Genomic DNA, 11,739 nt, shown 5'->3' with positions numbered 1-11,739 from the left:
TGCGCCGGTGCCGCACCAGAGTTGATTGTGGGACGCCAATCCCAACCGACCCCACGGGATCGGCCTGCACAGCGTCACCTTCGCTGCAGGGGCTGTCTGTAGGAGATTGCCGCTGCAATGGCGGGGATTTTTCCCGTGACCGGTTCCAGCGCGACCACGCCCAGCAACAGCAGCCGTTGGCATGCGATGCGCAGGTTCACAGGGTGCCGCTTCCGGTCACTGTGGAAGCGGCCCTGCGGCACCCTTGCCGCCGCGCTATTGCCAATCACGTCAGTTCTTCGGCCACGGCCATGTCCAGAAACTGCTGCAGTACCGGCGCGGGCATGTCCGGGCGCGTGCACAACTGCAGTTCAAAACGCGCAGCCACGCCTTCAATCCATCGGTAGACGATTTCATCCGGGCGGAAGCCGCTCATGCTGGCCGGCACGATGGCTACGCCGGCCTCCACGGCCACCAGCGACAGCACCGCGTGCATGCCATGCGCTTCCTGCACGACCCGTGGCGTGAAGCCTGCGGCCGTACACAGGCCCAACACCTGTGCATGGAAACCGACGCCTTCGGCCGAAGGCCAGGACACGAACGGTTCGTCGGCCAGATCGGCCACCGTCAACGCGGTCTGCGCGGCCAACCGATGCCCGCGCGGCAGGGCGATGGCCAGGCAGTCGTGATCGAACGGCTGCAATCGCAGCTCGGCCGAAATGATGGGCGGAATCAGTACACCGACGTCGACCTGCGATTCGCGCAGCCACTGCTGCTGCTGGCGCGAGGTGGCCTCCTGCAGATGCAGGCGCACCTGCGGAAACGCCTGGCGGAAGCGCCGGATCAAGGTCGGCAGGCGGCCATACAGCGCGCTGCCGACGTAGCCGACGCGCAGGCTGCCGATCTGCCCTGCCGCCGCTTCGCGGGTGCGCTGCACCGCCTGGTCGGCCTGCAGCAGGGTGGCCCGCGCTTCCACCAGCAACGTGCGCCCGGCGGTTGTCAGGCCCAGCGTGCGGTTGCCTCGCACGATCAGCTCTGCACCGAGTTCTTCTTCAAGGCGCCGCACGGCGGCCGTCAACGGCGGCTGCGACATGTGCAGGCGGGCAGCGGCGCGGTGGAAGTGCAGTTCTTCGGCCACTGCCACGAACTGGCGGAGCAGACGCAGATCGATCATGGCAGGGCCGGCAGCGAAGACCTGCCTAGGGTACGCGCTCAGCCGCGTGCGTCGATACTCGGCCGCGCGATCACCGGCCACTGCAGTGCGACGGCCTCGATGCTGTCGGCCTGCACCGCGCGCAGGTCGCGCGGATAAGCGACATGCTCGGCTTCCTGCAGGCGCAGTGCATGGAACTGGCCATTGCTGGCGCGCAGGATCCAGCCGCCCTGCTGGCAACGCGTGGACGCCAGGAACGCGACGCCGGTGGCGACCGCGTCGGGATGCAGCTCATCCGGTTCGCCTTCGATGCCCCACATGCGCGTCTTGGCCACCGGCGACACCGCATTGACGACGATGCCGTGCTCAGCGCCCTCCAGCGCCAGCACGTTCACCAGGCCCTGTGCGGCCAGCTTGGCCATGGCATAGGCCGACAGCCCGCGTTGCGCGTACTGCGGGTACAGCGCACGGTCGGAGGTGGTGATCACGATGCGGCCGCCACCGGCCTCGCGCATCGCCGGCCATGCCGCCTGCGCCAGCCACAGCGGTGTCTTGGCGGCCACGCACAGCATCTGTTCAAGCGCGGCATCATCGATGCTTTCCACACCCTGGTAGGCCACCCAGCCGGCGTTGTGGATCAGGAAGTCCAGCCGCCCGTGCCGCTGCAGGATGTCGCGCACCAGCGCGTGGCAGCTTTCGCGCTGATCGATGGCACCGCTGGCCGCCTCCACGGCCAGCCCCTGCGCCTGCAGGGTCTTCACGCAGGCGCCAATGCGCTGCGGATCGCTGCCGGTACCATCCAGCCCGGCACCGATGTCGTGCATCACAACGTGGGCGCCGCGCTCGGCCAGCAGGCGGCTGTAGGCCAGGCCCAGGCCGCCGGCGGCACCGGTCACCAGCCCGACCTGGCCGGTAAAGGAAACAAGGGAAATCGGCTTCATCCGCCCAGCATCGCGGCAGACGCGGATACACGGCCAATACCGTTGAACCGGGCGCACGATACGCCTGGCGTATCGCACGGGCGAAAATCGCAGCCTGAATGTCGCAGGATGCGCGAAATTGCACGCTCATGCATGTTCGTGCACACTTTCCCGGATGACAACCGATCCCACTCTCCCCGCCCAGCGCACGCAGCTGATCCTGGACGAACTGCGCCAGCAGGGCCGCGTGGTGGCCGCCGACCTGGCGCGCCGCTACGCCGTGTCCGAAGATTCGATCCGCCGCGACCTGCGCGAACTGGCGGCCCAGGGGCTGTGCCAGCGCGTGTACGGCGGCGCGGTGCTGCCGGCACCGAAGCCGGCGCCGTTGCGCGAGCGGCTCACCCAGGACCGCGGCGACAAGGCCGAACTGGCCGCGCGCGTGGTCGCCCTGCTGCAGCCCGGCCAGGTGCTGCTGATCGATGCCGGCTCGACCAACCAGGCCATCGCCCAGCAGCTGCCCGGCGCGCTGGCGCTGACGGTCATCACCAATGCGCCGCAGATCGCCACGGCGGCAGCGTGGCAGGCCGGCACCCGCGTGCACCTGATCGGCGGTCGCCTGGCCGAGGGTGGCGGCGCGGTGGGCGCCGAAGCGCTGGCCCAGGTGCAGCGACTGCGCGCCGATGTGTACCTGCCTGGCGCCTGTGCCGTCGATGCCGATACCGGCGTGTGGGCGATGGATGGCGAGGAAGCGACGTTGAAGCGCGCGATGCTGGCCTGCGCCAGCCGGGTGATCGTGGCCGCCACCACCGAGAAGCTGGGCGCGCGCGGCGTATGGCAGGTGGCCGCGCTGGATGAGATCGACGATCTGGTGTTGACCACCACCGCACCGGCCGCGCTGGCCGAACGCTTCCGCGCCGCCGGCATTGCCGTGCATCCCACCCATTCCTGATCCCCTGGCCCGGTTCTTCCATGACGCCTGTTTCCTCGCCCCGCGCGCAGCAGCACGCCACCCGTGCTGCGTTCTTCATTCCTGGTTTTGCCACCGCCATCTGGGCCACGCTGGTGCCCTTCGCCAAGGCCCGCAGCGGGGTGGACGACGCCACCCTCGGCCTGATCCTGCTCGGTCTGGGTGCCGGTTCGCTGCTGGCCATGCCGCTGGCGGGCGTGCTGGCGGCACGGCTGGGCTGCCGCACGGTGATGATCGCCACCAGCGCACTGATCTGCCTATCACTGCCGTGGCTGGCGGTGGCCTCCTCGCCCTGGGCGCTGGGCGCGATCCTGTTCGTGTTCGGTGCCGGCGTGGGTGCCATGGACTGCACCATGAACGTGCAGGCGGTGGTGGTGGAACGCGAATCGCGGCGCGCGATGATGTCCGGCTTCCACGCCTTCTACAGCATCGGCGGCTTCGTCGGTGCCGCCAGCACGCTGCTGCTGGGGGCGTGGCTGCCGCTGCTGCCGGCAGTGCTGGTGGGCTGCGCGGTGATGGTGCTGATCGCCCTGCCCGCCCTGCGCCACTGGCGCAACGAACGGGTCGCGCATGAAGGCCCCTTCCTGGCGTGGCCGCGCGGCATCGTGCTGTTCATCAGCGTGCTGGCGTTCGTGGCGTTCCTGGCCGAAGGCACCATGCTGGACTGGAGCGCGCTGCTGCTGACCGATGTCCGCGGCGTGGCACCGACGCTGGCTGGCCTGGGCTATGCGGCCTTCGCCCTGAGCATGACCGTGGCGCGCCTGTTCGGTGACCGCGTGGTGGACCACCTGGGGCGGCACCGCGCCATCGTGCTGGGCGGCCTGCTGGGCGCGGCGGGCGTGCTGGTGCTGACCCTGGTCACGCCGTGGCAGGCCTCGCTGGTCGGCTACGTGATGCTGGGCCTGGGCTGTGCCAACGTGGTGCCGGCGCTGTTCTCGCTGGCCGGCAACCAGACCCGCATGTCCGAGGGCGTGGCGATCACCGCGGTCACCACGCTGGGCTATGCCGGTGTGCTGGCAGGGCCGGTGCTGATCGGCTTCGCCGCCCACCATGTGGGGCTGGTGGGCGCCTTCATCGGCGTGGCGGTGGCCTTCCTGGGCGTGGCGGTGTCGCCGCGCTGGTTGAAGGCCTGACCCTCATTCGGCACGGGTGGCCAGCAGGCCATTGGCGCCGGCCCACTGGTTGATGTCGTCGCGGCGGATCGCCGCGGCCATCAACCCAGGGAATGCGTCGGGCGTGCAGGCGAACGACGGCACGCCCAGCGCCGCCAGCTTGGCCGCCAGCTGCTGGTCGTAGGACGGGCGGCCTTCATCGCTCAGTGCCAGCAGCACGATGAACTGCACGCCCGATTCGACCAGTTCGCGTGCGCGCGCCAGCAGTTTGTCTTCAACGCCGCCTTCGTACAGATCGGAAATCAGCACCAGGATGGCGCTGTGCGGTTCGCGGATCAGGCCCTGGCAGTAGCTCACCGCGCGGTGGATGTCGGTACCGCCGCCCAGCTGCACGCCGAACAGGATGTCCACCGGATCATCCAGCTGCTCGCTCATGTCCACCACTTCGGTGTCGAACACCACCAGCCGGGTGGACACCGACGGCAGCGATGCCATGACCGCACCGAAGATGCTGGAATAGACCACCGAGGCAGCCATCGAACCGCTCTGGTCGATGCACAGCAGCACTTCGCGCTGCGGCTTGCGCGCCTTGCGGCCATAGCCCACCAGTTCCTGCGGCACCACCGTGCGCAGTTCCGGCTGCCAGTGCCGCAGGTTGCTGCGGATGGTGCGGTGCCAGTCGATCTCGGCCAGGCGTGGGCGCCGGTTGCGGCGTGCGCGATCCAGCGCCCCACTGACCGCCGTGCGCATCGGCTCTTCCAGCCGCGCCAGCAGATCGTCCACCACCGCGCGCACCACCATGCGTGCGGTTTCCTTGGTCTGCGCCGGAATGACCCGGCTCAGGCCAATCAGGTTGGCCACCATGTGCACGTCGGGCTGCACCTGTTCCAGCATCTCCTTTTCCAGCAGCATCTGGGTCAGGTTCAACCGCTGCAGCGCGTCGCGCTGCATCACCTGCACCACCGATGACGGGAAGTAGCGGCGGATATCGCCCAGCCAGCGCGCGACGTTGGGCGCCGAACCACCGCGGCCACCGCGCCGGGACAGGCCGCCCTGGCCATCGGGCTCGTACAGCGCGGCCAGCGCCTGGTCGATGCCCTGCAATGCCTTGGGCAGTTCGCCACAGCTGGCGTCGGCCTGCTCGCCCAGGATCAACCGCCAGCGCTGCTCGCGTGAGGTGGTGGCCGGCAGTGTTTCGTCTCGTTCAAGGCTCATGCGGGCAATCCCAGCAGTTCACGCAGCATCGGCAGCGCGCGCTCGGCGCGTGCCACGTTCCAGTCCGGGGCCGAGGCGGTGGTCGCCACCGGTGCGCCCGGCGCCCGCTTCACGCGGGTGCCCAGGTCGCGACGGTCGGCCACCTCGAACGCCGAGAAGGTGCGCCGCACCAGCGGCAGCACGCGCACCAGCGCGTCTTCGTCCAGCGCCACCACCCAGGCATCGATCATCTGCCACACCGCATCGTCGTGCAGCAGCACGGTGGCATTGCGGTTGAGGAAACCATCGAGCCACTGCGCGGCCTCCAGCGGCGTGGCGCCCGCCGAAAGCTGCAGCTGCAGCTGCGCGTGCACGGCGCCCGCGTCCAGGGTGTCACTGTCGAACAACAGGCGCAGGCTGACGCCGCGCAGCAGCGCACTGCTGGCCGGTGACAGGGCCACCCGCTGCAGCGCCTGCCGCCAGTGCCCGCTGCGCTCGGCATCGTTGCGCAGCGCTACCGCACGATCGGCCGCCAACAGCACCTCACGCGCGTGCTCGGCATGCGCTTCGTCCAGCGCGCTGACCGCCACCAGCAGACCCACGCCGGCGCGTTCCAGCATGCTGTCGAACAGGTGTGCCACCTGCACGCCTTCGGTCTGCCGCACGTTGCCGTAACGATGGATGTTGGCCAGCGGCGGCAAGGCGGCCAGCAGCGCCAGCGGATCGGCCGCCGTGGCCGCGCGCGCCTCCAGTTCGGCGGCGATGGCCTGCACCGCGTGCGGCAGATCGGCCAGCAGCACGCGATCCACCAGCGCGGACACTTCGGCCAGGCCATCGGCGCGGCGCGCCTGGCCGATGGCGCGGTTACCGGCCGCATCCACCAGGGTCTGGCCATGGCGGCTGGCTTCCACCACCGCCACCGCGAAGTGCGGCTGCCACGCCAGCTGCCAGATTTCATGGAAGGTACCGCGCGCCGAATGGCCGGTACGCGCCAGCCGGCCCCATTCGATGCCCAGCAGGCCCAGCCGGTGCAGCAGATGGCTGCGGGCCAGATCGTTGTCCTTGCGCAGGTCCAGATCGAGGGTCTTTTCCAGCGCCTCGGGTTTCAGCCGCAGACGCTTCTGCTGCGCCTCCAGATCGCGCTGCAGCGGCACCACCGGCACGCTGGCGGGTACCCGGCCCAGCGCGTCGCCCACCAGCAGGTGCTCGGCGATCAGGCGCATCGGCGCGTCATCGCCATTGCAGATCACGCTGCGGCTGGCATCGGCAATGTCTTCCAGCCCGGGCGCCGGGCGACCTCGCAGCGCGGCCAGGGTATCGGCCAGGCGGGCCGCTTCGATCAGGTGGGCAGAGGAACAGTCCAGCCCGTGCTCGCGCAGCAGGCGGCCGACGCGCGCATACCAGCCCACTGCGCGCTGGCCATGTACGCCGGCGTTGCGCCACAGATGGTCGTACCAGCCCGGCGCGTCCACGCCGGCGCCGTAACCGCTGCCCGTGCTCAGGTGGCGGTAGGTCCAGGGTACCCAGGTGCTCTGCGTGCGGCGTCGCGGCAGGCCCTTCAGCAGCCGGTTGTCGGCCGCGGCGGTGTTCGCGCGCAGCGCCGGCGGCTGCAGGGCCGGCACATGCCAGGCACCACAGACCACGGCAACGCGCTGGAACTCCTTGCTGGCACTGCGCAGCGCGCTGCGCATGTGCGCCTCGCGCACGGCTTCCTGTTCGGCACGCTGGCCGGGGTAGGCCGGCGTGTGTTCGCGCACGGCGGTCATCGCCTCGGCGATGGCTTCGAACAGGCCCTGCCCGTCGCCGCGCTCTTCCACCATGTAGTTCCACCAGGCCTCGCCGTCGGCATGACCGGCCGCCTGCGCCAGCCAGTCCAGCGGATCGGCCGGGCGCTGCAGCGGCGCGGCCACCTGGGCCGGGTCCGGTGCAGCCGTGCCAGCATCGTCCAGGTCGTCGGGCTCTTCCAGCAACGTTTCGGCCGCTGGCTGCGCGCGCCATTCCAGCGACAGCGCCGACGGCACGTCCATGAAGCGCACCGCCACGCCGTTGCGCAGCGCCCATTGCAACGCCTGCCATTCCGGCGAATACAGCGCATAGGGATGGAACACCGCAAGTTGCGGATCTTCCACGCTGTAGGACAGCAGCGCCACCGGCGGCTGCATGTCGGCATCCAGCGCGTGCACCAGCAGGTCTTCGCAGCCGGCCGGGCCTTCAATCAGCACGCATTCCGGCTGCGATGCCTGCAGCGCGGCCAGCAGGCTGCGTGCGCAGCCCGGGCCGTGGTGGCGGATGCCGAACAGGGAAATCCCTTCACTCATCGGCGTGGGCCTGCTCAGGCGTGTTCGCGGAAGGCACGGTACAGGTCCTTCCAGTCGTCGCGTTCCTTCACCACCGTTTCCAGGTACTCCTTCCACACCAGGGCGTCCTGCACCGGGTCCTTCACGATGGCACCGATCATGCCGGCGGCCATGTCGGCCGGGCGCAGCACGCCATCACCGAAGTGCCCGGCCAGCGCCATGCCGTTGTTGATGACCGAGATTGCTTCGGCGGTGGACAGGGTGGCAGTCGGGCTCTTCAGCTTGGCCTTGCCATCCTCGGTGATGCCGTTGCGCAGCTCGCGGAAGATGCGCACCACGCGCGCCACTTCCTGCAGCGCCGGCGGCTCGGCCGGCAGGTCCAGCGCGCTGCCCATCTCCGCCACGCGCTTGAGCACGATCGCCACTTCGTCCTGTTCGCTGGACGGCACCGGCAGGATGACCGTGTTGAAGCGGCGCTTGAGCGCGCTGGACAGCTCGTTCACGCCCTTGTCGCGGTTGTTGGCGGTGGCGATCACGCTGAAGCCACGCACCGCCTGCACCTCGCTGCCCAGTTCGGGCACCGGCAGGGTCTTTTCCGAAAGCACGGTGATCAGCGCGTCCTGCACATCGGCGGGAATGCGGGTGAGTTCTTCGATGCGCGCGATCTTGCCCAGGCGCATGGCGTTCATCAGCGGGCTGGGCACCAGCGCCTTTTCACTGGGGCCGTTGGCCAGCAACTGCGCGTAGTTCCAGCCGTAGCGGATCTGCTCTTCGCTGGTACCGGCCGTGCCCTGCACCAGCAGGGTGGAGTCGCCGCTGATGGCCGCGGTCATGTGTTCGGACACCCACGACTTGGCAGTGCCCGGCACGCCGAACAGCAGCAGCGCGCGATCGGTGGCGATGGTGGCCACCGCGATTTCCATCAGGCGACGGTCGCCGATGTACTTGGGGCTGACCACGAAGCCGTTGTCCAGCGTGCCACCAACCAGATACGTCACCACCGCCCACGGCGACAGCGTCCAGTTGGCCGGGCGCTGGCGGTTGTCCTGCCGGCGCAGTTCTTCCAGTTCGTGGGCGTATTGGTGTTCGGCGTGCTGGCGCAGGACGGTCGTGCTCATGGTGGCTCCAGTGGCAATTCGAAAAGGGGGAAACGGTCAGATCGGTGCGTACAGCGCGCGGCGCGTCTCCAGCAGCGCGCGGGCCTGCTGCGTGCAGGCCAGCATTGCCTCGGTGGCCGTGGCCGGCGGCTCGGCCACCTGCACCTGCGCCAGTACCGACGGGTGCAGCACGGCCAGCAGTTCCAGCAGGTGGTCGCGCAGCAGGTAGTCGTAGCGCAGGCGCTCATCGCCCAGCAGCGCGCCCACCTGTGGTGCCAACGCCTGCGAATAAGCCGGGCCCAGCACCTCTGCCGCTTCGGTGCTGTCCAGAACGGTGTGCAGCAGGCCCTGCGCCTGCAGTTCAGCCAGCGTGGCCGGCCAATGGCGCTCGCGCTGCTGCACCGGCAACAGCGCCAGCAACGCGGTCTTGTGGTGGTAGCTGGCCTTGTGCGCGATCAACGCTTCCACCCAGGCCGGTTCACCGGCATCCACCTGTTCGATCCAGGCGCGCAGCAGGGCGGCGAACCAATCGGTCTTGTGCGCCCAGGCCAGCACCTCCTCGGGGGTCTTTTCCAGGGTCTGGCACCACCACTGCAGCGGCCACTGGCGGGCCAACTGATACAGCCACCAGGCACGTTCACCCAGCGATTCACCGTTGGGCCGCTTGCTGTCGATGCCGGCCTCGGCCCACCCCGCTTCCGCGGCCGCCGGTGCCTGCAACTGCCAGGTGCTACGCCGCAGCAGTCCACTGCGCTGGGCCTGCAGCAGGCCCTGCATCTGCGCCTGCATGAAGCACGCGTGCGCGCTGTCGGGCAGTCGCGCCAGCAGCGGGCCCACCAGCGCGCGCACCTCGCGGCTGCGGTCTTTCAGCAGTGCCTGCAGCAGCGCTTCATCGTCGGCGTGCAGGCCGTTGCCCAGCGCCGCCACGAACAGCGCGCGATCGCGGGCCGGAAGTTCCTTCAGGTTCTGCTGCAGACGCGCACGCGCCGCGCCCGGATCGATCGCCCGCTGCTGCTGGAACGCCTGCAGGCGCGCTTCGCTGCTGCCTTCGTTCCAGACCTGCTGCAGGTCCTCGGCCGTTGCAACAGGAGCGACGCTGCCCAGCGCATAGCGCCACTCGTCGTTGCATGCCGCCAACCAGCGCCCACGCTCGCCCAGCACCGGCCGCAGCACATCGCGCAGTGTGGCGAAGCGTGCGCCCGTGTCCAGCGCAGCCGGCAGCACCGCCACCGGCAGATGCCGGCCCTGTGCGGCCAGGCGCACACAGGCCTGCTGGCGCAGACGCTTCAGCCACGGCGCGGCCTGGCCGGTGTTGAACAGCGTGGCCAGCAACGGCGCCCACGCGTGGTCAGCTGGCAGCGCCGCCGGATCGTGCGGTGCCGGCGGTGGCGGCAGCACCGCCGACGCCAGCGGCATGGCCGCACGTCGACAGGCAGCAAGCACGCCCAGCTGCCGGCTGTACGCCAGCGCCGGATCGTCGGCGGCTGCGATGGCCTGCAGCACGTCATCCATCGCGCCACCGGTGCAGATCGCCTGCGGTCGATCCACGCCCAGCAATGCCGGCTTCAACCAGGTCTCGTTCATGCGGCACTCCTTTCCCAACGCTCGCCGTGCGCATTCCACGCCGACAGTGGCCACAGGGTCTGCCCGTCCCATTCGCCCATCACGCACAGCGCCTGGCCACCGCCGAAGGCGAGCAACGACCAGGCCTGCAGGCCGGGCAACTGCAGCGGCAACGCGCCTTCGGTGTGCTGCAACCAGCTGCGCGTGCCGTCGTGGGCCACATGCACATCACTGACGCGCATCGCGACCTGCGGCAACCAGGGGTTGTCGGCATAGGGCTGCGTTGCCGATTCCAGCGTATCCGGTCGCGCGCTGGCCGGGCCCGGCGTGGCGGCCTGCACATCGCTGGCCAATGCGCGCAGCGGCACCGTACCGGGGTGGAAGTGCAGCGTTGCCGCGTGCACGCAGCCGGTCAGCCATTGCGCGTCCCAGCCGCGCCCACCGTGGCTGAATTCCTGCAGCAGCGCGGTACGCCCGCTGTCCAGCCCGTGCAGCCAGACCCGGCGTTCGGTCAGGTTGCCGGCCTGTTCGATCAGCCGCTGCCCCTGCACGTGCCAGCGGTCGGCAATGGCTTCGCCGTCGCGCTGCACGCTCTCCCGTTCCAGCGGCCAGCCCAGCGCGGCGCGCAGATCGGCCACGCGTGCAGCGTCCAGCGTGTGCCGGCGCGGCACGGCCTGGGTCAGCAGTTGCAGCAGCCCCAGGTGCAGGGCCAGTTCACCCAGTTGCGCCAGCCCGCGCGTACCGCTGCCCAGTGCCGCATCGAGCTGGCTGGCCAGGCCCGGCGCCTGCGCATCGACCATGCGCGCCACCATGCGCTGCGCATCGGCATCGAAATCGGCAGGAAGATTGGCCAGCCCCTGGCGGAACTGGTCGGCGATCCAACGTTCAAGCTCAGCGGCACCGGCTTCGATGCGCGCCCAGCGCCCCTGTTCGCGCTTGCCGGCGGCAGCGGCGGCGGCCTGCGGATCGGGCGGCGGCGCACTGGCCGCGGCTTCGGCGGCGGCTTCCTTGCGCGCGGAGCGATCGCGGCGGCCCTGCAGCCATTCCTCCACCCACGCCGGGCGCGCCTGCGGCACGCAGCGCGGATTGCCCGCCGCGTACAGCAGCAGCAGTGCCAGGCCGTGCTTGCACGGAAACTTGCGGCTGGGGCACGAGCAACGGCTGACCAGCGCGGCCAGGTCCACCTGGGTCTGGTACGGCTTGGAACCGCTGCCCTGGCATTCGCCCCACAGGGCCTCGGCATCGGCGCCCAGCAGGCCCCACTTGCCATCAATGGCCAGCGCACCGCCGGCCTTGGCCGACGCCGCATCCGGCGCCAGCGCGAGCACCTGCTCGCGCGTGAGTCGTACTTCCATATGCGTACTCACTTCAGTTCGACGTCCATCATAGCCGAGCGCAGATGACATTCACGGGAGGGCCATCATGGCTGCTCCGGGTATCACCCGGCGAGACGGCCG

General features: G+C 69.9%; 10 protein-coding genes. 2 read left to right on the top strand and 8 right to left on the bottom strand.

Annotated elements, in window-relative coordinates:
- Positions 1-74 precede the first annotated feature (74 nt).
- The 3 genes from AC06FA_RS16870 to AC06FA_RS16860 form a co-directional block, all read right to left on the bottom strand.
- Positions 75-200 (bottom strand): hypothetical protein, encoded by a 126-nt coding sequence (locus AC06FA_RS16870; protein ID WP_478069297.1) that lies wholly within the window; start codon positions 198-200, stop codon positions 75-77.
- 65 nt (positions 201-265) lie between these two features.
- Positions 266-1,153 (bottom strand): LysR family transcriptional regulator, encoded by an 888-nt coding sequence (locus AC06FA_RS16865; RefSeq protein WP_478069296.1) that lies wholly within the window; start codon positions 1,151-1,153, stop codon positions 266-268.
- 38 nt (positions 1,154-1,191) lie between these two features.
- Complete coding sequence (locus AC06FA_RS16860; RefSeq protein ID WP_478069295.1) at positions 1,192-2,073, bottom strand: SDR family NAD(P)-dependent oxidoreductase; 882 nt, start codon at positions 2,071-2,073, stop codon at positions 1,192-1,194.
- Between the two features lie 154 nt (positions 2,074-2,227).
- Between AC06FA_RS16860 and AC06FA_RS16855 the strand changes: the two genes are divergently transcribed.
- Positions 2,228-3,001: a DeoR/GlpR family DNA-binding transcription regulator gene (locus tag AC06FA_RS16855; protein WP_478069294.1), complete on the top strand. Its 774-nt coding sequence runs from the start codon at positions 2,228-2,230 to the stop codon at positions 2,999-3,001.
- 20 nt (positions 3,002-3,021) lie between these two features.
- Positions 3,022-4,152 carry an MFS transporter gene (locus AC06FA_RS16850; RefSeq protein ID WP_478069293.1) on the top strand — a complete coding sequence of 377 codons (1,131 nt, stop codon included), beginning with the start codon at positions 3,022-3,024 and terminating at the stop codon, positions 4,150-4,152.
- A gap of 3 nt (positions 4,153-4,155) precedes the next feature.
- Here the strand turns inward: AC06FA_RS16850 and AC06FA_RS16845 are convergent, their stop codons facing one another.
- Genes AC06FA_RS16845 through AC06FA_RS16825 form a run of 5 tightly spaced genes read right to left on the bottom strand, consistent with a single transcriptional unit; the run spans position 4,156 to position 11,637 of the window.
- Positions 4,156-5,346: a vWA domain-containing protein gene (locus tag AC06FA_RS16845; RefSeq protein ID WP_108752352.1), complete on the bottom strand. Its 1,191-nt coding sequence runs from the start codon at positions 5,344-5,346 to the stop codon at positions 4,156-4,158.
- A complete protein-coding gene (locus tag AC06FA_RS16840; protein ID WP_478069292.1) occupies positions 5,343-7,643 on the bottom strand; it encodes a DUF5682 family protein in 2,301 nt (766 codons plus the stop codon). The genes AC06FA_RS16845 and AC06FA_RS16840 overlap by 4 nt, the downstream gene beginning before the upstream one ends.
- Before the next feature lie 14 nt (positions 7,644-7,657).
- Positions 7,658-8,740 (bottom strand): ATP-binding protein, encoded by a 1,083-nt coding sequence (locus AC06FA_RS16835; RefSeq protein WP_478069291.1) that lies wholly within the window; start codon positions 8,738-8,740, stop codon positions 7,658-7,660.
- Between the two features lie 36 nt (positions 8,741-8,776).
- Positions 8,777-10,303 (bottom strand): DUF5691 domain-containing protein, encoded by a 1,527-nt coding sequence (locus AC06FA_RS16830; RefSeq protein WP_478069290.1) that lies wholly within the window; start codon positions 10,301-10,303, stop codon positions 8,777-8,779.
- Positions 10,300-11,637 carry an SWIM zinc finger family protein gene (locus AC06FA_RS16825; RefSeq protein WP_478069289.1) on the bottom strand — a complete coding sequence of 446 codons (1,338 nt, stop codon included), beginning with the start codon at positions 11,635-11,637 and terminating at the stop codon, positions 10,300-10,302. Before AC06FA_RS16825 ends, AC06FA_RS16830 begins: the two co-directional genes overlap by 4 nt.
- Between the last annotated feature and the right edge of the window lie 102 nt (positions 11,638-11,739).

The sequence above is a fragment of the Stenotrophomonas sp. Steno-C17 genome, from assembly GCF_056393165.1.
The sequence above is the reverse complement of the archived record's forward strand: the minus strand, read 5'-3'. Positions and strand labels throughout refer to the sequence as shown.

What these genes read in the sequence shown, in the direction of transcription:
- AC06FA_RS16865 (WP_478069296.1), bottom strand. Translation starts at nt 1,153, where the DNA reads ATGATCGATCTGCGTCTGCTCCGCCAGTTCGTGGCAGTGGCCGAAGAA.
- AC06FA_RS16860 (WP_478069295.1), bottom strand. Translation starts at nt 2,073, where the DNA reads ATGAAGCCGATTTCCCTTGTTTCCTTTACCGGCCAGGTCGGGCTGGTG.
- AC06FA_RS16855 (WP_478069294.1), top strand. Translation starts at nt 2,228, where the DNA reads ATGACAACCGATCCCACTCTCCCCGCCCAGCGCACGCAGCTGATCCTG.
- AC06FA_RS16850 (WP_478069293.1), top strand. Translation starts at nt 3,022, where the DNA reads ATGACGCCTGTTTCCTCGCCCCGCGCGCAGCAGCACGCCACCCGTGCT.
- AC06FA_RS16845 (WP_108752352.1), bottom strand. Translation starts at nt 5,346, where the DNA reads ATGAGCCTTGAACGAGACGAAACACTGCCGGCCACCACCTCACGCGAG.
- AC06FA_RS16840 (WP_478069292.1), bottom strand. Translation starts at nt 7,643, where the DNA reads ATGAGTGAAGGGATTTCCCTGTTCGGCATCCGCCACCACGGCCCGGGC.
- AC06FA_RS16835 (WP_478069291.1), bottom strand. Translation starts at nt 8,740, where the DNA reads ATGAGCACGACCGTCCTGCGCCAGCACGCCGAACACCAATACGCCCAC.
- AC06FA_RS16830 (WP_478069290.1), bottom strand. Translation starts at nt 10,303, where the DNA reads ATGAACGAGACCTGGTTGAAGCCGGCATTGCTGGGCGTGGATCGACCG.
- AC06FA_RS16825 (WP_478069289.1), bottom strand. Translation starts at nt 11,637, where the DNA reads ATGGAAGTACGACTCACGCGCGAGCAGGTGCTCGCGCTGGCGCCGGAT.